This is a genomic window from Halomonas sp. JS92-SW72, assembly GCF_003547075.1.
In the GTDB taxonomy this organism is placed as follows: domain Bacteria; phylum Pseudomonadota; class Gammaproteobacteria; order Pseudomonadales; family Halomonadaceae; genus Halomonas; species Halomonas alkalicola.
The window spans coordinates 1-23,638 of record NZ_CP032147.1; the positions used below are offsets into that span (position 1 = coordinate 1).

The window sequence follows — 23,638 nt, forward strand, 5'->3', positions numbered from 1 at the left end:
AGCTCCTACTGGTAAAGCGCTGCGAAGCCCGTCGTAGAGCGGTTTTTCATGCGTTTTCCCTGGCCGGGAAGTCGCTCGCCATGGAGGACGCGACCGGTATCGGGCCAGTACTGCTGATGAGGCTGCATGGGAGCAGGCCAAACGCCCCAAGGTGTGCCATCTGGCAACCGTCCCCGAACTGCGGCAGCTCGTGGCGGAAAAGCTTGCGCTACAGTGGTCTCCTGAGCAGATCTCGGGCTGGCTGAAACTCCGTTTCCCGAGAGACCGGCGCATGCAGGTGTCACATGAGACGATTTACCGCAGCCTTTACATCCAAGAGTGCGGAGTACTGAAGAAGGAATTGATCCAGCATCTGCGTTCTAAGCGCATGATGCGCCGCTCCAAGCTTGCTACGAGTCAGCCGCGCGGGAAGATCAGGGATGCGGTGTCCATCCGGGAACGTCCTCCAGAGGTGGAGGATCGGGCGATTCCGGGGCACTGGGAAGGTGATTTGATCACCGGTGCCAGAAACTCTCATATTGCTACGCTGGTCGAGCGTCACTCTCGCTTCACCATGCTAGTTCAAGTGGAGGGCAAGGATACGACCAGTGTGATCGCTGGCTTGGTAAGAGAGGCCCAGCGGCTGCCGGCTGCTCTGAGAGGATCTCTGACATGGGATCGGGGCACCGAGCTGGCGGCACACAAAGACTTCACTGTTGCGACCGATAATCAAGTCTATTTCTGCGACCCTCAGAGCCCATGGCAGCGGGGAACCAACGAGAATACCAACCGCTTGCTGAGACAGTACTACCCAAAGAGTATGGACCTGTCCACGTTCACTCAGCAAGACCTTGATCAGGTGGCTGCGCGGCTGAACGAGCGCCCCAGGAAAACGCTGGGCTACAAGACACCTGCCGAAGTCTTATCAACCACCGTTGCATTGACCGGTTGAGCACAAGTGGCCCAGCTCAGGGGGTGAATGCCACACCCAACAACGAAGAGCCCAATTTTGCCGTTTTACTACCCTATCCCGCCGGCCACTTGAGGGCCCGAATCGGAAATTCTGCCGAAAATCGCGTTTCACGGAACCCACGGCAATAGTGCCGAAAACGCGATTTCATGGTTTTGGCAGCTTTGCCAAGTGCTTGATTTTAGACAACATTAGCGATAATGGGAGGCTGCCAACCCGCTAAGACCTTATGCAGCCTTCTCTATCTGCTTATAAAGTGCATCAGGTGCTAGGTCTGCACCGTTGGGCCAACAGACAACCCCAAATTCATCGATGGTTACCAGAAAAAATAAAGCTGGATCTCTTAGTGGCTCGAACACTGGACCGAACAACCTGTCCTTGAGCGAAACAACACCACTGGAGCCATCTGCAAAGACTACACGCAACCGGTAATCGCACAGTGCTTCTACATAAGTAACTTTGTACGCCATACTGACTACCGATGCAAAACGCACTTACTCTGCCTTGGCAAACTCTAGCACGGCATCCTTATGCGCCATCGGCAGGACACTGACCCCGGTCTGCTGCAGCAACGCTACGGCATGGTGGTAGGCCTCGCCCCGCTGGCTATCATCATCGGGACCTTCTACGGCAAAGAGCACACGCCGGGGCAAGCGGTGACGTCGTTTGAGCTCATTGATCCGAAACTGCCACTTGCCACCATGTTCGACGATGTGGCTAGAGTCCTGCTGCCCTAGGTTAAGCGGCTTAATGGCGCACACCACCTCAGCCTGCTGCTTTTCAACGAAGGGGAAGCTAACGTGATACTCGGCATCGCCCAATTTCTCAGGAGTAAAACGCTCCCCGAGCTTTGCCTGGTAAAGTAGTCGACGAAGCTGGCTTTCCAGCACGGTTTCGCGATATTGCTTGGTCGCAAAGCTATGCTCGACATAATAACCAAACAGCTCATCCAGTTTCTTTTCAGGCTCTTCGGCCAACACTACCCGTGGTTCGCTGAAACGCAGCATCGTTTCGCGAGGGCGAGTGAGCTCCGTAAAAAGTTGCTTGGCGAATGCCTCGTCGTTGTGCTTGAAGCGCTGTTCAAACCCAGTGTCCTTGAGTAGTGCTTGAACGCGCTCCAGCTCTTGCTTAACGGCATAAATGGCAGAGCGATACAGCCGCCCCTCCAGATCTTTGAAGAAGCTTGTTAGCCGTGCATAGCGCCGAGTTTCTAACTTGAACCCGAAATAGCGGTCGCGCGGAGAGATCATCACCACGCCGACGTTGGCGAACTCACCAGTTTCCACATAGGGCATGAAACGTACAATCACGTACTGGCACGCTATGCGCTTCATCGCCACCCCCAGAATTCGTCGCGATTCACCTGGGCTAGCCCTTGGCGAATCGCTTCATGATCAAAATCGACTCGGGTGATTAGCTCCTCGTCGAGGTACCACCACTCTTCGGGAACCTGTTCGAGTATGCTGTCCCAGTGCTGCAGCGCCGCGATCATGGCATCGGCCAGCTCATGCCGGCGTAACCAGTCATGATGAATCGTAGCCGCCTGGGCGCGGAACACATGGTGCGCTAGAAAGTCATGCGGATCGAAGGCCTGATCAAAGGCTTGGTTGTGGTCGATCACTACCAGTTCACCGGCCCCCTCATCCCAGAACAGGTTCGGATTGCCACCCCTGGCTGTCAGTATGCGGTCTGCGTTGTGAATCCACCAGTCGAAAGCCAGCACCTGCTGCTGCAGCTCGCTCGGCACATCCTTCACTCGGCTGAAGCTCAGCTCCGATACGCCGCATTCCCGCGAGGCAAAGGCGGGCCCGATCCCCAGGTCGCCAAGATCCAGACCAGCCTCGAGCTCTATCAGCTCATCGGGGACATGCACGATCTCGAAAGGTGCCACCGGAAGACCGATTTCCAGCGCAAGCGAGCCGGCGATCCACTCGCATAGCTGACTACGCCGTCCCGCGCCTACTCCTTTCACGAAGTAGACATGACCATCATCACCACGACAAATATAGGGTCGGGTCATGCCTTGAGTGGATCGACGCATCACCTCAACGATTTCAACCGGCACCTAGCACAGCCTCTTGACTGCTGGCGTTACGCAGAAAGGCAAATCGCTCATCATGATTTTACTCATGAGACAGTATTACCCCCTGTTCCCGACCGATACGGTGAATCGGCAGTTCTTCGAGGTTCGGTGCCGCCAGTATCACATCCACCTTGCGGCCCTGCGTGGCGCGCATGACCTTGACGCTGAGCCAGGCCGACAAGCGCGCAGGGTGGTCTACCGCTTCATCGAGTTCCACCATGAGGTCGATATCGCCGCCCTTGGCTGAGTCATCGAGGCGGGAGCCAAAGAGCCGGACGACGGCCCTATCACCACAGATTTCAATAACCACGGCCTTGATGGCGTCAATTTCGCGCTGATTCAGTCGCATGATCGCCCGTGTCGTGATGGTTGGTCATGGCGGTTGCCCTCCCTGCAACTACACTGGCTATCTATCCAGCACAATCCAGCCCGACAATCCCAGGGGCAGTGCCATGACCCGTGATATTCGAACCGGAGAGCTAGCCGAAACCAACGAGGCGGTGGTAGAGCTCGAGCGGCTGCCACAGGCGATCAAGCATCTTTCCGTCGATGCCCGGCGGCTGATCGCTGCCAGCGTGTCGAAGAACACCCTGCGCGGTATGCGCTCCGACCTGCGTGTCTACCAGCGGGCGGGTGGCCTGCTGCCGGCGGATGAGTTCGTTATCGCCAACTTCATCGCCGAAGCGCATCGCCAAGGCAAACCGGACGTGGCCATCAAGCGCATCAGCGGCCATCGGGACCAGCGCACCTTCGAACGCTATATCCGTCGTACCGACGAGTTCGAGGACCACGCCGGTGACTTCTATCCCGGCGTGGAGGAGGCTCGTGTCTAGCCTTTGGCCTTCCGGTAACTTCTCAGGCTTACTGCAAAGCGCGAGAGGAATACCAGCATCACGCCGAGCATACCGCCGAGCACCAGGGAAAGCGCCAAGATCAGCGCGCGGCGCGGCTCGCTGGGACCGGCCGGCGGGAAGGCGTACTCGACTACGTCCACCACCCGCTCGGTGTGGTTGGGCTCGACGCCTTCGTCGACGCCCTGGAGGCGACTGCCGGCAAGCTGTTCCATGATCCGCTGTCGCTGCAGCAGCTGCTGATTGGTGGTACGAATCGCGCTGTTGCTGAGGCCTTGGTCGAGCGCATCACGCAAGACGTCTCGGTCGGCTTCCAGCGCTTCGTAGCCCATGAAGTAGAGTGGCAGCGAGCCATCGCCGCTGATATTGGCGTAGATCACCTCGGTGCCGCTGGGCTGGCGGCCAAACTGCTGGGGTGTGGTCGGCTTGTCAATGTCCAGGCGGCGCGCCACGCTGATCGCCTGCTCCAGCAGGAAGAGTTGTTCTTCACGTTCGGCCTGCAGGGACTCCTTCTGCAGTTCGAGCGTCGATTCCAGTCGAGTGATCTGAGCGCGGTTGAAGTCATCGAAGCGGCTGCGCAGGGTGTTCCACACCTGCTCTGCCGTATCGCTGATATAGGTGTTCAGTACCTCCGCCCCACGCTCACCTTCGGGATAGCGGTACTGAACGCTCAGGGCCATTGACCCGTCACGCTCTGCGGTGAGCCCACTCACGCTGAACCGACCATTGAAAAGGCGGCCAAGATCGGCGCCCTCCCCCATGACGAACACCTCGCGGTTGCTCTCGGCAAAGCGCTCGAAGTTCTGAAAGCTCGAGAGCCTGTTTCCCAGAGCACGATAGGCGTCCTCCGGCTCGATGGAGAAGTCATTGAACAGGTTGAACCCGGCAAAGTTGGCACTCGAGGCAGGCACGGCCCGGAAGCGAGTCTCGTAGGTCGGGGTAGTCACCGCCAGGTAGGCGAAGGCCGCCACCACTGCCACCACCACGGCACCGACGATCCAATACCAGCCCTCGACCAGCATCAGCGCCAGGTCGCGCAGGTCGATCTCGTCGTCATAGGCCGTGGTAGGTTGTTCTGTTGGGCTCATCCCGGAAGGTTCCTGTGCTCTGCGCTCTGGCGTGTTGTCATGGCCGGCTGGGGCTGGGCGTTCAGGCACGCTACCGCCCGGGAGTTGTGTCCGGGCATGACTCCATCCCTGCAGCAATCGGCGTGAAGGGCACCATGATACGCCAAGCAGCACCATGCGCCCATTTTTCCGGCGCCTATCCTACGCGATAAAGCACACATTCGCTAAGTTTGATTGACGTCCTTTTGCGTCATCTTAGCTAGCACTAAAGCGTTACTTATAGGAATACTGATAATACCCATAGCCGTAGCTGGTGGCTGCCCGGCGCTCCATGGCATTGAGGATCACGCCTCGGGAAAGCACCCCGCCATTTTCCAGTCGGCGGTGAGCGATCTGAACCTCCTTCACCGGGTTGACCCCGTGGCGCACCACCATCAGCGTGGTACCGCACTGGCGCCCGACAATGGCCGCATCGGTAACGGCCAGCACCGGCGGGGTATCGACGATCACCAGATCGAAGTGCTCCTCGGCCTGGGCCAGGAAACGGCTGAAGCGCTCGCCGGCCAGCAGCTCGGAGGGGTTGGGTGGGATCATGCCACGTGCCATATAGGATAGCCCCGCCACCTTGCCTTCGCGGAGCACCTGGTCCAGCTCGGCCTTGCCGGACAACAGCTCGGAGAGGCCCTGCTCCCCCTTGCCGCCGAAGGCATGGTGGATATGCCCCTTGCGCATGTCGGCATCCACCACCAGCACCCTCTGACCCAGCTGGGCACAGACTGCTGCCAGGTTCACGGAGACGAAGCTCTTGCCGATGCCGGGGCTCGGGCCGGTGATCATCAGTCGCTGATCCGGAGCCTCGAGCATGGCGAAGTGCAGGCTGGTGCGCAGGCCACGCAGGGCCTCCACGGCGGTATCCGCCGGCGCCTTATCGGCCAGCACCCCGGCGACCACGGCACTGCCTTTCCGCTCGCGGCGGCGCTTGATCCGCTTGACGAGCTTCTGCTGGGACTCCGACAGCGGCACCGTGGCGTAAACGGCAAGGCCAACCTGCTCGAGCTGGTCGGGCGATTCCACCCCGCGGCGCAGCAAGCCGCGTACCAGCACGATGCCCACCGACAGCATGCCCCCTAGCAGGGTCGCCAGCACCACGATCAGCGGCTTCCTGGGCTCGATGGGCCCGGGGCCGATCAGGGCATCGTCGATGATACGCACGTTGCCCACAGTGCCAGCCTTGGCGACCTGCAGCTCCTGAACCTTGTTGAGCACATTGACGTAGATGGCCTGCGTTACCTCCACATCGCGGGTCAGGCGCACCACCTCCTGCTGGGCGGCGGGCAGCTGGTTGACCCTCTGGTTGAGCTGGGCACGCTCCTCCTGCAGGTAGCGCTTCTGGCGTGATAGCGCCTGATAGCTGGGGTGATCCCGGGTGAAGCGCTGGGCGAGCTCGGCCTCCTGGAACTCCAGCTCGTTGAGCTGACGCTCGATCTCGATAAACTGCTCAATGGCGGCGCGGGATTCGCTTGAGAGGTCGACGCTGTCCATGTCGACGCGGTAGGCGTTGAGCCGGTCCTCGGCAGCGGCGAGCTGGCTGCGCAGCTCCGGCGCCTGCTCCTCGAGGAAGGCCAGGCTCTGCTCTGCCTCGGCGGACTGTCGCTCGACGTTCTGCAGCAGGAACACCTCAACCACGGTATCCAGGGCACGCTTGATCTCGGTGGTATCGGTCCCGGTGAGGGTCAGGCTAAGCATGCCGGTGCTGGCACTGCGCCCTCCCCCCACTTCGCTGACCCGCAGGCGATCTGCCAGGCTGCGAATGGCCGCCGCGCGGGTACGCTTGATGAGGGTGAACCTGGCACCGGCGGGGGCCGTGAGCTCCGCGACGCGTAGCTCGATCTCGCCGTTGCCGAAACGCTTCAGCTCACCCACGCTACCTACCCCCAGCTCCCTGCCCGCCATCAGCAGGCGGTAGCGGCCGTCCCCGAGGGATTCAACCGTCAGCGACTCGCCTCGCAGCGCATCAGCGACTTCGAAGCGACCTACCTCCAGGTACTCGCCGGCCCACACCGCCGCGCGCCCTTCCATCATACCGGGGCGCTCGATGCCACGACGGCGCAGCGCATCGCCCAGCAGCGGCAGCGCGGCAGGGGTCACCATGGTATCCAGCTCCAGGCGATCCACCACCTGGCCCAGCACCATACGCGAACGCAGGATCTGCACCTCGGCTGAGGTGCGACTGTCGGTATCCTCGCCGAAAATGCTGCCGAGGTCCCCCAGAGGGCTGATCGAGGAGCGTCGCCCCACCTGAACCAGCGCGTCGGCCTGGTACACGGGTGTGGCGATCAGTGCATAGCCCGCCCCGGCCACGGCGAACATAAAGGTGATGGCGATGATCAGCCACTTGTGGTCGAGCAGCAGGCCGAAGAGATGACCGAGGTCGATTTCATCGTCTGCAGGGGCGGAGGCACTCGGCACGGACTGGCGGGAAGGTTCTGTCATGGGGCTTGTGGTCCACAATATCTTGGCTGCTATAGCCTGGCTGCCCAGGCGTTAGTGGCATTACCGAGCAGGCCATGCACGTGCTCGAAGGCCTCCCGGCTCTTGCGATAGGGGTCGGGGATCTCCGGCTCGTCTGGTAGCCATTTGCCCAGCAGCATCGTCTTGCCAAGCGCCTGCGGGGCGAGTTCGCCGATGGCGCGACGCTGGCCATGGCTCATGACGAGGATCAGGTCAGCGTCACTGAGCATCTCAGGGGTAAGCTGACGGGCCTGGTGGCCCGAGACGTCGAGGCCCTCCGCTTCGGCTAACTCGCGAGCGTTAGGCTCGACCCCCTGGCCAACAAGGGCGCCCAGGCCGGCGGAGCTCAACTGCCTGCCCGGCAGCGCGCTGCGCAGCATCGCCTCGGCCACCGGGCTGCGGCAGATGTTACCGATACAAACGACGAGGATGCGATTGAACATCAGTTGATGTCCCTGGCGTCGGAGAGGCTCTCCCCCGCGAAGCCCGGCAGGCGGATCGAGGGCAGCAGCAGGCTGATCACGCGGTTCCAGCGCGCCAGCGGGGCGGTGGTGACGTAGACCACGTCCTGGGGCTGCAGCGGGAAGTGGCTACCCAAGGTAAAGGCGGTGGCGTTACGGATATCCAGCTGATAGACGGTGGCGAGCTTGTCGCTGCCCTCCCCCTGGCCGCGGATCACGAAGATGCCAGAGGGCTGGGCGGTCTCCTCGTTAACGCCGCCGGCGCGGGCCAGGGCGTCGGTCAGCGAGAGGCGTTCATTGCCCAACGCGATGTTACCGGGAGTTCGAACCTGCCCCATTACCGCCACCGCCTGGTTCTCCGCGCTGGGCACGTGGAGCACGTCGCCGTCGCGCAGCAGGCGGTTCTGGGTCTGGTCCCCCTGGCGCAGCAGGGCATAGAGCGAGAGGCGCTGCTCCTCGCCGTCGCGGGTCAGGATCACCTCATGCCAGTTCGCGTTGTCCCGGGCACCGCCTACCTGCCCGATGGCATCGGCGAGCGTCAGCGGCACGCTGGTCACCGGCAGACTGCCGGGCTGCTCCACTGCACCGCTGACCAGCACTTTCTGGGAGCGGAAGGCGGCAATACCCACGTCCACCTGGGGCTCGAAGATATAGGCGGCCAGGCGCCGGGTAATCAGCTCACGCACTTCGTCCAGCGTCTTGCCGGCCACCGGCACGCGCCCGATGAAGGGATAGAAGATGGTGCCGTCGTTGCGCACCTGATTACCGGCCTCGGCGGCGCTGCGTTCAGCCCCGGCGGGGATGGTGAGCTCCGGGTGGTCATAGACGATGATACTGAGCACATCGCCCGGCCCGATGCGGTAGGTCCAGGCGTCGATCTCGGCGCGCAGCGATGCCGGCATGGCGGCGGCCTGGCTCCCGTCGTTCCTCAAGGTGGCCACCAGTCCCGGCGTGATGGGCTCGATGTCCACCAGGTCATCCAGCGGGGCGGTCTCGGTGCGGTAGTCCATATGGCCGCCCGGGGCCAGGGCGCAGCCGGAGAGCCAGAGCGCGGCCACCAGGGGCAGCAGCAGGCGAAAAGAAGACAGATGACGCATGAGGTGAGATGCCCGTCGAGTAGAGGAGGTCGCGAGAGCGGGGAAGGCACGCTACCGCCCCAGGGTGACAATGGCGCATCCCTGAGGCCGGCAAAAGGCCCGACGACGTGGCGACGGGCAAGACAGTCGAATTGTTCGAGCAGATGGCAGGGAAGTTAGAACCCTTGGTGTTACAGGAGGATAACCATCAGGCGGCCGGATGCTAGCATGCCGCCCAGAAGGGAAACTAGACCGTTTCGTCAATTCGTGACAATTGTCAGCAATCTCCTACAAGGGTCAGCCATTGCCTACAAGGGAAGTACTACTTACTGACAACAGGAATTAAAACATTAGTGAAGTCATTCAGTGCGTACTACCAATGTCATCCTTCAGGCATTACCATCCGCAACAAGCACCGTCTCGTGCCACCTCGCTCATCGACAAGGAGTCGCCCATGATCAAGCAGACCTTCGCCATTGCCGCCATTGCCAGCCTGCTGGCTTCCCCCTTCGCCTTAGCCCAAGGCACGGAAGCGGGTGCAGCCACTACTACTACCACGACCGCACAAGCCCCAGCGGCAGGTGCCGGCGCTGCCGGCTCCGGAGCAGGCGCGGGTACCGCAGCTGGTGGTGCCGCCGCGGGCGGCGCTGCGGCTGGTGGCGCCGCTGCGACCGGTGGGCTGGCGGGCCTGGCCGCCGCCACCGGCCTCTCGACCACCGCTCTGGTGGGGATCGGTGTGGCCGCGGCAGTTGGCGTCGGTGTGGCCGCCAGTTCCAGTGGCGGTAGCGGTAATGGCGGCGCCGGTGGGCCCGGTGGCACTACTGGCACCACAGGTACCAACTGACCGGAAACTACGCATGCCGCCAGATATCTCACTGCCGGCCACGCGCAAGAGCCGCCCTCGGGCGGCTCTTTCACGTATACGCCGCGCTTCTTTGCTGTTTGTCGCTCCTCTGCTGGCCGGCTGCGCCAGCGGTGGGGCCTCTCCTCTAGGAGAGGCCCTGCAGGGCCTGCTGCCAGGCGATGATCCAGCCGCCGAGCAGGCCGCAGCCCTACCCTATGCCAGCCTGGTGCTGGATGCCGGCGATCGCCGCGGACTGGTGGTTATGGGCGCCCAGGCCGGGGACACCTCCCTGTGGCCCACCGGAAACCGCGGCCTGATCACCCTGCATCAGGACGGGCTTCAGGCCACCGCCGGGCTGCCCCGGGATCTGCTCGACACCCGCTACTGGCCCGCTGGGGGCGACGCATCAACATCGAGCTATGTGCCCTGGCGGGAGACAGCGCCGGAGACCTTCCGCATGGAACGCAGTTGGCAGGAAACCGAGGGAACAGTGGCTCGCCTCTCGGCCGAAGGGCGGCTGGAGTGCCTGGCACCCGAGCCCCGCGAACTCGCGCTTGCAAGCCTGGGGCTTGAGCGCTGCGAGCAGCATCTCACCTGGGACGACGGCCAGGTGACCACTGCCACCCTCTGGCGCGAGCCGGAATCTCGACGCCTGTGGGCCGTGGCCGAGACAGCCTGGCCCGGCGGGCCGCGAATCGCATGGGAGGTCGCCCGGCCATGGTGGTAAGGTTCACGCGCCTTCGACAGTGGTTGGGAGCTGGACTTACGGCCGGGCTGGCGGCACTGGCCATCGCGCCCACCCCGGTGATGGCCCAATCGCCCGCGGCACCCGGAAGTCTGGCCGAGGCATGGCTGTCGGTGCTCGAAGCCGAGGATAGACCCATCGCCTGGAGCTATAGCGTGGCCCTTCGTCAGCAGACGGCGGATGGTCTGCCCGCTCAGCGCGCGCGACTGGTGGAGGAACTCGCCACCCTGGTGATCAGCGCCCGGGTAGCCGGCAACGCTCCCCTGGCTGCGGGTCTGGCCCGCTGGGCCGAGGCACTGGACGCCGACGAGCCGATGAAGGCCCGCACCCCGGGGCGCTTCGACCTGCCCTGGCTTGGCGCCAACCTGCGCCAAGACCCGCCGCTGGCCTCCCTGGTCCACTGGGGAACCTGCCAGGTGCCCGATTGGGTAGAGGTGTGGACCCATGCCGGGGTGGAACGCCGGCCGTGGCGGCCTGGGCTCGATCTGCGCGCACTGATAGGCGAACTGCCCAGGACCTCCGTGCGCCGCGCCGATCATGCCGCGGTGATTGACCCGTTCGGCCGGGTCCACCGGCTCGGCATCGCCGCCTGGAACCGCGAGGCCGCCCCGCTGGCTCCGGGCAGCCGGGTGATGGTGCTGCTGCCTGAGGCTCAGGGCCTGCGCGGGGCCCTGCCCTTTCCCGGCGCTTTACCCTTTCCTGGCACTGGGGTCGAAAGCGAGCTGATCAATCAGCGCCTGCCGGCGTACCTGGCGACACGGCTGCCGGGAGATGAGTGCAGATTGCAGGGTGTGGGGGAACAGGGATGAGCGAAGCTAAAGCCCCCTTTGGGGCCAGACCCCACCATCGACTCAAGGGTCTGACTCCGTGCGCCCTACTGCTTGCCACAGCGGCGGCACCGGCCCTCGCTGAGGGCCTCGCCGGCCAGGTCGGCACCGGCCAGAGCGATTTCGGCGGGGTCGGGCTGATGCAGACCCCCACGGCGCGGATGGCACCGGAGGGAACCATGAGCGTGAGCTGGAGTCGCACCCAGCCCTACCGGCGCTACAACGTCTTCTTCCAGCCCACCGAGTGGTTCGAGGGAGGCTTTCGCTACGTGGAGGTGGAGAACCGCCTGTTCGGGGAATCCATCGCCGGCCAGCGGGCCTACCTCGACAAGGGCTTCGACATGAAGCTGCGCCTGCTCCAAGAGACCCGCTACTGGCCACAGCTGGCGGTGGGCTTTCGAGACGTGGGCGGCACCACCCTGTTCGGCGCCGAGTACCTGGCGGCCAGCAAGCGCTGGCATGACCTGGACTTCACCCTGGGGCTGGGCTGGGGCTATCTGGGCAACCACAGCGACGTCAGCACTCCCTTCGGCTGGATCGACGCGCGTTTTGACGAGCGCCCCCTCAGGGCCGGCGGCGATCAGGGCGGCGAATTCGCCCTGGATGCGCTGTTCCGGGGCCCGATGGCACTGTTCGGCGGCGTGGAGTGGCAGACCCCCTGGCAGCCGTTGGTGCTGCAGCTGGAACTCGAGGGCAACGACTATGCCAACGAGCCACGGGACAACGACCAGGTGCGCGACAGCCGCCTGAACCTGGGCGCACGCCTGGCGCTCACCGAGAACCTTGAGCTTCAGGCCGGGTGGCAGCGCGGCAATACCGCCATGGCCGGGGTGAGCTACCACATCGACCTGGCCGGGCTGCGTCAGGTGAAGAACGACCCGCCGCCTATGCCTCTCGACGCCCCGCCCCGCGAGAGCTGGGCCGAGGTGGCCGACGAGCTCGAGCGCAACGCCGGAATGCGCGTGACGAGCATCCGCCAGGAGGGCCGCGACCTGCGCGTGACGGCAGAGCCGGTGACCTTTCGCCACCTTACCCAGAGCGAGGGGCGCGCCGGGCGGATCCTCCATACCCAGGCGGGCCCCGAGGTCGAGACTTTCCGCTTCCGCTGGGAGGAGCGCGGCATGGCGCTGCGCGAGGATGTCCACGACCGGGCAGCCTTCGTAGCGGCGGCACGCTCAACGGAGGCCGAGATGCCCCATCGCCACGGCATCTATGCTCATGCGCGGCTCGAGCCGGGCAGCGACCAGCGCGGAGAGGCGCTGCATATCGCCGACCCGCGGCGCTTCCAGTGGAACCTGGGGCCGCGCCTTGACCAGAACTTCGGCGGCCCGGACGGCTACCTCTACCGCCTGATGGCGGCGCTGGGCGCGGAGTACCGCACCGATGCCAACGGCTGGCTCTCGGGGCAGCTGACCGCCACGCTGCTCGACAACCTGGACAACTACGAGTACATCGCCGAGTCGCGGCTACCACGAGTGCGCACCTTCATCGGCGACTACCTGAGCGAGTCCAGCGTCGGCATCGAGAACCTGCAGTACACCCGCACCGCCCACCTGGGCGGCAGCTGGTACGCCATGGGCTACGGCGGCCTGCTGGAGATGATGTTCGCCGGCACCGGCGGCGAGCTGCTCTACCGCCCCTTCGATTCGCCGATCGCCTTTGGTGCCGATCTCAACTGGGTGCGCCAGCGCGACTTCAACCAGGGCTTCGGCCTGCGTGACTACGATACCTGGACGGGGCATCTCAGCGCCTACGTGGAGACCGGCATCGAGGACGTGCTGGCCAAGGTCAGCGTCGGCCGCTACCTGGCCGGGGATGTTGGCGGCACCCTGGACCTGTCACGGGAGTTCGACTCCGGCGTGCGCATCGGCGCCTGGGGCACCTGGACCGACGCCGGTGACGACTTCGGCGAGGGCGGCTTCGACAAGGGACTCTACCTCTCGATGCCGCTGGATGCCTTCTTCACCCGCTCCAGCCGTGACCGGGCCGCCATCGCCTGGCAGCCGCTGACCCGAGACGGAGGCGCTATGCTGGGCCGTCGTTACTCGCTCTACGAGCTGACCAAAGAGCGGCGGCTCGAGGGGTATTGGGAGGCGTATCCCAGGACCTGGGACTGAGGAGGGCGTCAGGGTCTAATAGGCGTGGCAGGGAGGCCTTCGGCCTCCATTCGCCGGGTAAAGCCCAGCTCCCACAACCCCCTTCCCCCTCTCCCAACCCGACGCCCTACAGGGCGTCGGCGTTGGCGGGGTGTGGCAGGGCGCGATCTAGCAGGCTTCTCCAGCGGGCGATGATCGGGGCGTCGGAGTGGTTGACCTCGGCGAGCAGGCGGCGCAGCTCCTGGCGGGCCTTGTCGTCGGCGGGGTCGATCAGGGTGAGCCACAGCTCCAGGCCGTTGATCTGCTGGTGCAGGTTGCCGTCCTCGCGGGCCTGCTGCTGGGCGAGCTCGATCAGCGCGATGATCTCCTCCCGCGGGTGGCCGAGGCGGTGGCGCACCCGGGCCAGGTGCACGGCGAGCTCGGGCACGAAGAGCGTGGTCTTCTCCCGGGCGAGCAGCAGCGCCTGGTCCAGGTAGTCCTCGGCGCGGCCGAACTCCCCCAGCGCGACGCAGGCGTCCACATACCACAGCGAGGGGCGGCTGTAGGGGTCGCGGCCGGTGAGCTCGATCAGCTCCTCCTGGGCCTGCTCCACCTGGGTGAGGCCCTCGCGGTCGCCGGCCATGGCGCGCTGCCAACCGAGCACGCCGCGGGCGGACATCTGCCACAGGTGCAGATCCTGGCTGCCGGTGAGCTCATAGGCGCGCTCGGCGCGAGTGGCGGCCAGGTGCACGTGGCCGAGCTGACGATAGAGAGAGGCGGCGTACATCAGCGCCATGGCCAGGCTGCCGGGGTGGCCGATCCGCTCGGCGAGGCGGATGGCGGATTCTACCTGGGTCTCGGCGCGACGGTAGTCGCCGCGCAGGCAGAGCGCCCAGCCCTGGAAGCAGGCCGCGGCCACCTGAGGATGGTCGGAGAAGGGCAGCCACTCGATCATCATCGGTGATTCGAGGGGGTTGATCTCCTCCAGGTGATCATAGGCGCGCTGGATGCGCCCGGCCCAGTACTCACAGCTGGCCCGGGCATACTCGGCCAGGCGGCGGTAGCGCGGGTCCTCCATGCGCTCGGCCAGGCCGGCGAGCTTCGATGCGAGGTGGAAGGCGTCGGCGTGGGCGTGGCGCTGGCTGCACCCCACCCACAGGCCCCACTTGACCAGGAAGGCCTGCTCCAGGTCGGCGGGCTCGCCCTCCTCCCCGTCCCGCTCCTTGACCTGGCGCAGCAGGTCGCGGGCGCGCACGAAGCTCTCGTGGGCGGTGGGCGAGCCGTGACCCTCCAGGGCGAAGGCGGCCTGGCCGCGCACGGTCAGCAGGCTCACCTCGCGCTCGAGCCGGTCCTCCACCTGGCGCAGGCAGACCAGGCCGAGATCGGCCATCTTCAGCGCGGTGCGGTTGGCGCTCACCTTGAGCGCCTCGCGGGCGGCCAGCTCGTAGTAGCGCGCACCCCGGGCGTAGTGGCCGCTGCGCCGCAGGTGGGTGGCGAAGTCCCCCGGGTGGCGGCTGATCCACATCGGGAAGCGCTCCTCGATCAGCTCCACCACCTGGCGGTGGATGGCCGTGCGCACGTCCCGCGGGCAGGAGAGGTAGGCGGCCTCCTGCAGCAGCTGGTGAGTGAACTGGTATTCGCGGCCGTCGTCGTCGCCCTCCACCGGCTCGATGATCTCCAGGCGGCGCATCTGCTCGAGGGCCTGGCCGAGGCGCAGCTTCTCCCAGCCGCTGCACTCGGCCAGGAAGTCGAAGCGGAAGCGCCGGCCCAGCACCGCCGCGGCGTGGGCCACCTCGCGGTCGGCGTCGAGCTGGTCGATACGGCTGCCGAGCAGGCCGAGCAGGCCGTGGGGCAGCTCGTCCAGGTGCACGCTGCGCCCCTCGCGGCGGTCCATGTCGACCCGCCGGCAGATCTCCTGCAGGTAGAGCGGCACGCCGTCGCAGCGTTCGATGATCTGGCCGCGCAGCCGCGGGCTCAGGTGAATGCGGTAGCGGCGGGCGAGCTGGGAGAGCAGCCGCGAGGACTGCATGGCGTCGAGCCGTCCCAGGGTGATCTGCTGGTCCCAGTGCAGCCGCGCCGGCAGACCCTCGCGGCCGTGGCGGCTGGCCACCAGCATGAAGGCGCAGTTGATCGGCAGGCGCGCCTGCAGGCCGGCCAGCAGCTTGAAGCTGGGCTCGTCGAGCCACTGCAGGTCGTCGATCATCAGCACCAGGGTGCGCTCGGCGGCAAAGGCCGTGATCAGGCGCTGCAGCAGCCCCACCACCAGCTCCACCGCCTCACCGCTCTGGGTGAGCAGGGCCACCTCGCGGGGCTCCCGGGCGCCCAGGGCCTCCTCCAGCAGCTGCTGGCGGGAGGCGTCGAGCTCGGCAAGCCCGAGGGTCTCGCGCAGTTCGGCCAGGGCCTCGGGGGTGATCGGGCCATTCAGGCGCCAGCGCAGCAGCTGGCGGGCCACGCCGTAGGGCTCCTGCACCGAGAGCCGGGTGGTGGGCTGCCAGCAGATGGCGGCGTCGCGGCTCTGCTCGAGCTGGCGGAAGCCGACCATCAGCGCCGACTTGCCCATGCCGGAGGGGCCGCGCACCAGCAGACTCTGGCGCAGGCCGATGCCGGCCCGGGCCAGGGCGTCGCGCAGGGTGCGCAGCTGGGTCTCGCGACCCACCAGGCTGGGCGGCAGCGCCTCGCGGCCACCCTCATTCGCGCCGAGCACCAGCGCGCGCAGGCGAACCCGGCCGTCGCTGGCCACCAGGCGGGAACTCAGCCGCGGCTGCAGGTCCAGGGCCGGCGGCATATGCTGGCTCGCCTCCTGGGAGATGACCAGCTCGCTGCCCTCGGCGGCGGCCATCAGCTCGAGCGAGCCCTGGGTGACCTGGCCCAGCGGGTCGACCAGGCCGCGCTCCGGCAGGTAGATCACCCGCCCGCTGTTGAGGCCGGCGGCCAGCTCCACCCGGGGCGGTTCGCCCTCGCCACTCCAGTGGCGGCGGCTCTCCTCGGGGAGCATGCGCCGGCAGTGTTCGTAGAGCGCCACCAGCTCGGCGAGCTGGTGGGCCGGGCCATGGGTGCCGAAGCAGGCCAGGCCCAGGCCGCCGGTGGCGCCGGGCAGCCAGAAACCGCCCAGGTGGTGGCACTGCTCCTCCAGCCAGCGCAGCAGCTCGACCTGCAGCATCAGGCAGTCGCGGCTGGCCGGGCGGCTGGAGAGATCGCCCTTCAGGCGCAGGCGAATGGCCATCACCGAGAGCTGGCGCTGCTCGATCTCCTCCTCGCGCAGCGGCGCGCTGTCCGGCGCCAGGGTGCGGGCGAAGCCGAGCCCACCGGCAGCGGCCGCGTCGGCATGGGAGTCGGACCAGTAGCGGGCCAGCTGGAGGAAGGCGGGCTCGGGCTGCTGGCCGGAGAGCGCCAGCAGCTGCAGGTAGGCGTTGTACTGCTCGTGCGCGGCGGCCAGCTGGCCCTGCTCGGCGAGCTGGCGGACCAGCTTCTCGTGGAAGGGCCCATAGCCCGAGAAGCGGTTGACCAGATCCACCAGCAGGCGGTCAGGCACGCTGTCGTGCTGCTCGAGCACCGATTCGGCGAAACGGATCACCCGCTGGCGCCAGTCGTTGCGCACCTGCACCAGCCAGCGCTGGAAGTCGCCGCAGTTGTTGAGCTGCAGCTCCTCGGCAAGATCGCCCTGGTAGTGGTCGAGCAGCGCGGCCAGGGTCGGCAGGTCACGCTCGCCGTCGAGGCGGCGCTGCACCTCGTGAAGATCGAACTGCCAGCGGCTTGGCAGGCGGAAGGCAATGGTCTGACGCGAGACGGCGAGCACCTCGTCGGCGTGCTCTCCCAGCGACTGGCGCAGGCAGTGCAGCGCGTGGCGCAGGTTGGTGCGCCCGGAGGAGAGCCCCTGGTCGGGCCACAGCAGCTCCGCCAGGGCGGCGCGGCTCACCGGCTGGCTGTGCAGCAGCAGGTAGACCAGCAGCGCCTTGACCTTGTCGTAGCTGAACTGGGTCAGCACATCCTCGCCGAGGGTAAGCGAGAAGTGGCCGAAGAGGGCGAGCCGATCCGTTTGTGGGGTATCGGTTGCGTCGGGTGCATCTCGCATCATGTCGTCCTGCGTAGCATGGGGCCGGTCTTACGCCGGCACGCCACTGTGAAAACGGAACGCCGTGTCGGGCGTCTGCACCAGCTCGGCTTCGCGATCGGCGAAGAAGGCAATCCGGGACTCGATGGGCGATGCGGCCAGGTGGCGGGCCAGCATCAGGTAGTCCTCGTAGTGGCGCCCTTCCGACTTAACCAGAGTGCGATAGAACTTGGCAAGCTCGGGGTCCAGGTGGGGGATCAGCCGCGCGAACCGCTCGCAGCTGCGCGCCTCGATAAAGGCGCCGATGATCAGGATGTCCACCAGCCGGTTCGGCTCCTCCGCTTGCACGTGGCGGCGCAGCCCCTCGGCATAGCGCGAGGCCGAGATATGCCGATAGGGAATGCCGCGGCTCTCCATCAGGGTCACCACCTGCTCGAAGTGCAAGAGCTCCTCCCGGGCCAGCTGGCTCATCTTGGTGAGCAGCAGCGGCTGGTCCACGTAGCGGTAGAGCAGGCTCATGGCCGTGGAGGCGGCCTTCTTCTCGCACTGGGCGTGGTCGATCAGCAAGAGCTCGGGGTTCTCCAGCGCCCAGGCCACCCAGGCATCCGGGGTGCGGCAGTGCAGGAAGTCGAGCAGCTCGGCGGACAGCAGGTCGTCGGCGCTGGCGCGGACGGGCTCGGGCAGTGTCACGGACATGAAGGGCTCTCGGCGGAACGGTCAGGTAAGGGGGTAAGGCGGCGGGCCTCGGCGGCGGCCTGCAGCTCGGCCGCCAGGCGCGCATGGAGCTCGGCGGCGGGAAGGCCCTCGCCCGGCCCGGTCGGCGCGAGACCATAGCGGGCGAGCTCCTGGATCCGCTCGCGGCCGACCCTGAGAAGCTCCACCGCCCGCGACAGCCCCGGCTGATCCGCCCGGAAGCGGATGCGGTGGCGCTTGAGCTGGGCCTCCAGCGCGGCGGCATCCACCAGGCGCAGGTAGCGACCGGCCACGGCCTCGCGCAGGGCATCGAGCTCGGCCATGCGGGCGGCGCGCTCGTCGCCCGCCAGGGCGAACCAGTCGCGGATCTCCGCATCGCTGCGCTGGCACCCGCGGCAGGTGCGATCCCCCAGGGTGGTGGAACAGAGCCCCACGCAGGGCGACGCGATGGCGCTCACGCTCGTTCTCTCAAGGTCGTGCTCCCAAGGTCTGCCATCCCACCGCCTTCCCTCTCGTTGAATGCAGCGTTGATAGTCGGACGAGATAGTAACGCGAAATGAGTGTTTGAAACAGCCGCCCGCTCCTAGCCCTTGGTGGTGCTTGACTCCGCGGCCGAGTCGGGGGTCGCGACCTCACGCAGCAGCCGGCGGATCTGCCACCAGGCGATCAGCCCCATCGCGAGGTTCGCGGCCAGCATGCCGGCGAAGACCCCGGTGGTGCCGGCCAACCGCCCGCCCAGCCAGGCCAGCGGCACGGTCAGCGCGAAGAGGCGCACCACCGAGAGGCGCATGGCCCAGGCGGGGCGATGCAGGGCGTTGCAGGAGGAGACCGCCAGGATCACCACCCCCTGGGCGCCCAGCCCCAGCGGCACCAGCCACAGGAAGGCGCGCAGCACCTCCCCCACCGCCTGGCGCTCGGCGTAGCCCGCCACCAGCCAGGGGGCGAGCCCCTGCAGCGCCAGCCACACCAGCAGCTGCCAGGCCACCACGAAGGCGAAGCTGCCGAGGATCGCCCGACGCACCCGGTCGAACTGCCCGGCGCCGGCGTTCTGGCTGACCAGCGGCGAGAGCGTCATGGAGAGCCCCAGCACGGCGATCTGGGCGATGGCGTCGATGCGGGTGCCGACGCCGAAGCCGGCCACGGCGTCATGGCCATGGTCGGCGATGATGCGGGTCAAAAGCCCCATGGAGATCGGCGTGAAGACGCTGGTGAGTGCGGCAGGCCCGGCGATGCGGCCAAGCTCCCGCCAGGAGTCCGCAAGGCCAGAGAGCGTGAGCCCGGCCAGGTCGATCAGGCCACGCAGCTCGCGCTGGAAGGCCAACGCCACGGCCATCAGTCCCCAGCTCAGCACGGTGGCCAGCGCCGCCCCGGAGACCCCCATGGCCGGGAAGGGCCCGACGCCGAAGATCAGCCACCAGTCGAGCAGCACGTTGACCCCGGCGGCCAGCGCCATCATCAGCCCCTGGGTGACGGTGTTGCCGTGGGCGCGCAGGATGCTGTTGAACACCCGCGGCACCACCACCGCCGCCGCCCCCAGGTACCAGATGCCCATGTAGTCGCGAATGTGCGGCATCAGCGCCTCGTCGGCGCCCAGCAGCCGGAACATCGGCTCCAGGGTGGCCAGGCCCAGCAGGGTCATGGCCAGCCCCACCGCCAGCGCCAGCAGGGCGGCATCGGTGGCGCGACGCCGCACCGCCTCATGGTCGCCCTGCCCCAGCCGGCGGGCCACCACCGCCGAGGTACCGATGCCGAGCCCGATGGCCAGGCTGATCACCGTGAACACCACCGGAAAGGTGAACGACACCGCCGCCAGCGGCTCGGTGCCGAGCCGGGCGATGAACCAGGTATCCACCAGGTTGAAGCTCATCATGGCGATCATGCCGCCGATGACCGGCAGGGTCTTGCGCAGCAGGGTCGTGGCGATTGGCCCCTCGAGCAGCTCCCGGCGCATCGGGCGGCGGGAAACCGAGGGGGAGGCGGAACCGGAAGCAGAAGGCGAGGACATGCGCGCTCTCGACGAGGAACAAGCAGCGGATTGTGCCCGGTTTCGACGGCGAGTTGAAATGGCGCCAGGGACCGGCGGTGTTGTGGCTACAGCCTCAGTGGTTAACCTGACCTCCAAGGCTTGGAGCTACTGGTGGGAGATGGGCTTCGCCCGCGGTTCGACGCCTCGACGAATGGCGGCGTAGCCGCCTAGGGCACCACCACCACCGGTATGGGGATGCGTGCGAGCACCTCGGGGTCCTCCGCGAAGAGGCGGGTGAGGGTCTGGCGGCTGATCACCAGGGCGCCGCTGCGGGCGCGGGCGAGGAAGCGTTCGAGCTCGGGGGCGGCCATGGGGGCGAGCTCCTCGCGGCCGCGAAACAGCGGGTGACTGCGCGAGGCCTCGGCCAGGGTCTCGCCCCAGGGCAGGGTCGGGGCCTCGCCGCGCAGGTAGCGCAGTGGGCCGGGCGCCGGCGGGTGGCGCTCGTCCCAGATGATCACCGTGCAGGGGGCCTCCAGCACCAGGCGGCGGCTGGTGGAGCCAAGCCGCGAGCTCCAGCCCCAGCGCGAGGAGAGCCCCGCCTTGCCCAGCACCAGCACGTCGCAGGGCGCGGCCGCGGCCAGGGCCTCGCTGACCACCTGGCCGCGGCTCACCTGCAGGCGGTGGCGCAGCTCTCGCCCCTCCACCGCCTGCTCCAGGGCCCGAGTGATGCGCTGCAGCTGGCGGGCCAGGCTCGCCTCCAGCGCCTCGCTCTGCAGCGGCCGGGAGAGGCCGGTGCTGGCCCCCACCTCGCAGGAGAAGGGGAAGGCCGCGCAGCTCAGCAGGTCAAGGTCCTCGATGAACAGCGCCACCAGCTCGGCGCTGACCTGGTCGGCCAGGGCCACCGCCGCGGCCAGCGCCGCCTGGCTCTGACGGGAGTCGTCCAGCAGCGCCACCACGCGCATCGCCTCGCTGCGCTCACTCATTGCCGCCGCCCTCCTCTCTCTGGTCGCCGGCATTCTCATCGACCTTTGCCTGGTCCTTTTCGTCAGCCCCGCGGGCCGCCTTGATCGCCTCGGCGAAGGCCGCCAGGCGCGCCTGCACCCGGCCGTTGACGCTCTGCTCCGGGAACCGGCCGCTCTCGTCGGGCTCACCGGGCGCCTCGCCGGTGAGCAGCGCCAGCGCCTCGTCGACGTGGCGCACGGCGAAGATGCGGAAGCTCCCCGCGGCCATGGCCTCGCGCACCTCGGCCTTGAGCATCAGGTACTCGACGTTGCTGGCCGGCAGGATCACCGCCTGGCCGCCGAGCTCGCCCCGGGCGCGGCAGACGTCGAAGAAGCCCTCGATCTTCTCGTTGACCCCGCCCACCGCCTGCACCTCGCCGTGCTGGTTGATGGAGCCGGTAACGGCAAAGCGCTGGTCGAGCGGTACCCGGCCGATGGCCGAGACCAGCGCGCACACCTCCGCCACCGAGGCGCTGTCGCCCTCGATGCCGCCGTAGGACTGCTCGAAGGCGAGGCTCGCCGAGAGCGACAGCGGCGCATCCGGGGCGTAGCGGCCGGCCAGGAAGCGCGACAGGATCATCACCGCCTTGGTGTGAATGCGCCCGCCCAAGCGCGCCTCGCGCTCGATATCCACCACCTGACCGGCGCCGGGGCGCGCCGTTGCAGTAATGCGGGTCGGCTGGCCGAAGGCAAAGTCGCCCAGGGCCAGCACCGAGAGGCCATTGACCTGCCCCACGGCCTGGCCTTCGGTGGCGATCATCACCGTGCCGCGGTTGATCTGCTCGAGGCTGCGCTCGCGGATGCGCCCGGCGCGGTAGAGCTGCTGGGCCACCGCCTTCTCCACGTGAGCGCGGGTGATCACCGTGGCGTCCTGCATGGCCGCCCAGTGGTCGGCCTCCTGGAGCAGGTCGCTCAGGTCGCGGTGGCGGGCGGTGAGGCGCTGCTGGTCGTCGGCCAGCCGGCTGGCGCGTTCGATGGTGGCCGCCACCCCACTGCGATCCAGCGGGCGCAGGGCGGCCTCCCGGGCCAGGGTTGCCACCATGTGGGCGTAGAGGGCCAGGTTGGCCTCGCTGCGCGGCAGCTCGTCCTCGAGGTCCACCTGCACCTTGAACAGCTCCAGGAACTCCGGGTCGTGCTCGCACAGCAGGTAGTAGAGCAGCCGCTCGCCCAGCAGCACGATCTTCACGTCGAGCGGAATCGGCTGGGGCTCCAGGCTCACCGTGCTGATCAGGCCGTAGGCCTGCTCCAGGGATTCGGTGCGGATCTCCCCCGCGCGCAGCACCCTCTTGAGGGTCTCCCAGGCGCCAGGCTGGGTGAGCACGCCGCGCACGTCCAGCACCAGGTAGCCGCCGTTGGCGCGGTGCAGGGCCCCGGCGCGGATCAGCGAGAAGTCGGTGAGCAGGGTGCCGTTGTGCACGTGGTGCTCGATGCGCCCCACCAGATGCTGGTGGCCCGGCAGGTCCAGGTAGATCACCGGGGCGCCCTCAGTGTCGGCGTTGTCCACCAGCAGGTTGAGGTGGAAGCGGCTGAACACCGCCTCGGGAGGGATATCGGCGTCGTCGGCGATGAAGGAGTCGACGTGCTGGACGATCGCCTCGCGGATGGCGGCGAGGTGGGCGATCACCCCCTCCTCGTCGGCGTAGCGCTCCTCGAGCTCCGCCAGGGGCGCGCCGATGGCGGTCTGCAACACCTCCTCGTTGAGACCCGCGATCTGGTCGCGCAGCTCCTTGGCGAGCTTCGGCATGCGGCGGATCGCCTGGGTGAGCTTGCGCTGGAGGATCTCCACCGTGTGCTCGATGCGCTCGCGTTCCTCCTTCGGCAGCTTCTCGTACTCCTCTGGCGACATCATCTTGTCGTCGTCGCCCGCCGGGGCGAAGGTGAAGCCGTTGGGGGTGGAGAGTAGCAGCACCCCCTGCTCGCGGGATTCGCGGCGCACCGCCTCGATGGCGTCGCGCTGGCGCTCGCCCATGGCCTGCTTCAGCTCCTGCAGACGGTTCTGGTACTCCTCGCTCTCGAACACTGCCGGGATGGCCCCGCGCAGCTCGTCCACCAGCGCCTCGATGTCGCGGCGCAGCTGGCGGCCCAGCCCCGGCGGCAGCTGCAGGTAGAGCGGCACCGAGGGGTCGTCAAAATTGTAGACGTAGCCCCAGTCCGGCGGCGGCGGCTCGTCCCGGGAGCGCTCCTCCAGGAAGTGCCCCACCAGGCTGTGCATGCCGTGTCCCGGCTGGCCGAGCACGAAGAGGTTGAAGCCATCGCTTCTGATCGCGGTGCCGAAGTCCAGCGCCTCCCGCGCGCGGTCGTGGCCGCTCAGCAGGTCCAGCGAGGGAAGCTCGCTGGTCACCTCGAAGGAAAAGGCCTCCTCCGGGCAGGCCCGGTAGACCTCGGAAACCGTCAGCGCCTCGACCATCACCCTCTCCCTGTTCGTTTGCGGCATCTCA

General features: G+C 67.0%; 18 protein-coding genes and 1 pseudogene. 5 read left to right on the forward strand and 14 right to left on the reverse strand.

Features of this window, described 5'->3' with window-relative positions; genetic code table 11:
* Positions 1–64 precede the first annotated feature (64 nt).
* A pseudogene (locus D1793_RS00005) lies at positions 65–931 on the forward strand (IS30 family transposase); the annotation flags it as partial.
* Between the two features lie 512 nt (positions 932–1,443).
* Here the strand turns inward: D1793_RS00005 and D1793_RS00015 are convergent.
* The 3 genes from D1793_RS00015 to D1793_RS00025 are packed head-to-tail and all read right to left on the reverse strand — an operon-like array spanning position 1,444 to position 3,381.
* The gene (locus tag D1793_RS00015; protein ID WP_119023508.1) at positions 1,444–2,283 is read right to left on the reverse strand and encodes a DUF3037 domain-containing protein; all 840 of its coding nucleotides are present in this window, start codon (positions 2,281–2,283) and stop codon (positions 1,444–1,446) included.
* On the reverse strand, positions 2,280–3,014 hold the full coding sequence (locus tag D1793_RS00020; RefSeq protein ID WP_205527599.1) for a HipA family kinase: 735 nt from the start codon (positions 3,012–3,014) through the stop codon (positions 2,280–2,282). The genes D1793_RS00015 and D1793_RS00020 overlap by 4 nt, the downstream gene beginning before the upstream one ends.
* A gap of 58 nt (positions 3,015–3,072) precedes the next feature.
* A complete protein-coding gene (locus D1793_RS00025) occupies positions 3,073–3,381 on the reverse strand; it encodes a nucleotidyltransferase domain-containing protein (RefSeq protein WP_119020326.1) in 309 nt (102 codons plus the stop codon).
* A 103-nt stretch (positions 3,382–3,484) separates the two neighbouring features.
* On the opposite strand from D1793_RS00025, the gene D1793_RS00030 reads away from it, so the two are divergent.
* Positions 3,485–3,865 carry a hypothetical protein gene (locus D1793_RS00030; RefSeq protein ID WP_119020327.1) on the forward strand — a complete coding sequence of 127 codons (381 nt, stop codon included), beginning with the start codon at positions 3,485–3,487 and terminating at the stop codon, positions 3,863–3,865.
* Here the strand turns inward: D1793_RS00030 and D1793_RS00035 are convergent.
* The 5 genes from D1793_RS00035 to D1793_RS19300 all read right to left on the reverse strand — a co-directional run bounded on the left by D1793_RS00035 (position 3,862) and on the right by D1793_RS19300 (position 9,857).
* Entirely contained in the window at positions 3,862–4,971 is a 1,110-nt protein-coding gene (locus D1793_RS00035) for a Wzz/FepE/Etk N-terminal domain-containing protein (RefSeq protein WP_162899862.1), read from the reverse strand. The genes D1793_RS00030 and D1793_RS00035 overlap by 4 nt on opposite strands.
* Before the next feature lie 252 nt (positions 4,972–5,223).
* Positions 5,224–7,443 (reverse strand): polysaccharide biosynthesis tyrosine autokinase, encoded by a 2,220-nt coding sequence (locus tag D1793_RS00040; RefSeq protein ID WP_119020329.1) that lies wholly within the window; start codon positions 7,441–7,443, stop codon positions 5,224–5,226.
* A gap of 29 nt (positions 7,444–7,472) precedes the next feature.
* Positions 7,473–7,904, reverse strand: coding sequence for a low molecular weight protein-tyrosine-phosphatase (locus tag D1793_RS00045; protein ID WP_119020330.1), 432 nt, complete (start codon positions 7,902–7,904; stop codon positions 7,473–7,475).
* The gene (locus D1793_RS00050; protein WP_119020331.1) at positions 7,904–9,019 is read right to left on the reverse strand and encodes a polysaccharide export protein; all 1,116 of its coding nucleotides are present in this window, start codon (positions 9,017–9,019) and stop codon (positions 7,904–7,906) included. The genes D1793_RS00045 and D1793_RS00050 overlap by 1 nt, the downstream gene beginning before the upstream one ends.
* Positions 9,020–9,512: 493 nt before the next feature.
* A complete protein-coding gene (locus D1793_RS19300; RefSeq protein WP_162899863.1) occupies positions 9,513–9,857 on the reverse strand; it encodes a hypothetical protein in 345 nt (114 codons plus the stop codon).
* Positions 9,858–9,933: 76 nt separating this feature from the next.
* On the opposite strand from D1793_RS19300, the gene D1793_RS00060 reads away from it, so the two are divergent.
* From D1793_RS00060 to D1793_RS00070, 3 genes are all read left to right on the forward strand, one after another.
* The gene (locus D1793_RS00060) at positions 9,934–10,569 is read left to right on the forward strand and encodes a YjbF family lipoprotein (protein WP_162899864.1); all 636 of its coding nucleotides are present in this window, start codon (positions 9,934–9,936) and stop codon (positions 10,567–10,569) included.
* Between the two features lie 173 nt (positions 10,570–10,742).
* A complete protein-coding gene (locus D1793_RS00065; protein WP_162899865.1) occupies positions 10,743–11,396 on the forward strand; it encodes a capsule biosynthesis GfcC family protein in 654 nt (217 codons plus the stop codon).
* Positions 11,393–13,531 (forward strand): YjbH domain-containing protein, encoded by a 2,139-nt coding sequence (locus tag D1793_RS00070; protein WP_119020334.1) that lies wholly within the window; start codon positions 11,393–11,395, stop codon positions 13,529–13,531. Before D1793_RS00065 ends, D1793_RS00070 begins: the two co-directional genes overlap by 4 nt.
* A 106-nt stretch (positions 13,532–13,637) precedes the next feature.
* Here D1793_RS00070 and D1793_RS00075 read toward each other — a convergent pair whose 3' ends face one another.
* The 6 genes from D1793_RS00075 to D1793_RS00100 all read right to left on the reverse strand — a co-directional run bounded on the left by D1793_RS00075 (position 13,638) and on the right by D1793_RS00100 (position 23,634).
* Positions 13,638–17,561, reverse strand: coding sequence for an AAA family ATPase (locus tag D1793_RS00075; protein ID WP_119020335.1), 3,924 nt, complete (start codon positions 17,559–17,561; stop codon positions 13,638–13,640).
* A gap of 30 nt (positions 17,562–17,591) precedes the next feature.
* A complete protein-coding gene (locus D1793_RS00080; RefSeq protein WP_119020336.1) occupies positions 17,592–18,236 on the reverse strand; it encodes a tRNA-(ms[2]io[6]A)-hydroxylase in 645 nt (214 codons plus the stop codon).
* Complete coding sequence (locus tag D1793_RS00085; protein ID WP_119020337.1) at positions 18,227–18,691, reverse strand: DUF1289 domain-containing protein; 465 nt, start codon at positions 18,689–18,691, stop codon at positions 18,227–18,229. Before D1793_RS00085 ends, D1793_RS00080 begins: the two co-directional genes overlap by 10 nt.
* Before the next feature lie 125 nt (positions 18,692–18,816).
* A complete protein-coding gene (locus D1793_RS00090; protein WP_240407741.1) occupies positions 18,817–20,238 on the reverse strand; it encodes an MATE family efflux transporter in 1,422 nt (473 codons plus the stop codon).
* A 188-nt stretch (positions 20,239–20,426) separates the two neighbouring features.
* Complete coding sequence (locus D1793_RS00095; RefSeq protein ID WP_162899866.1) at positions 20,427–21,182, reverse strand: universal stress protein; 756 nt, start codon at positions 21,180–21,182, stop codon at positions 20,427–20,429.
* Positions 21,175–23,634, reverse strand: coding sequence for an ATP-binding protein (locus tag D1793_RS00100; RefSeq protein ID WP_240407742.1), 2,460 nt, complete (start codon positions 23,632–23,634; stop codon positions 21,175–21,177). The genes D1793_RS00095 and D1793_RS00100 overlap by 8 nt, the downstream gene beginning before the upstream one ends.
* Positions 23,635–23,638: the final 4 nt, after the last annotated feature.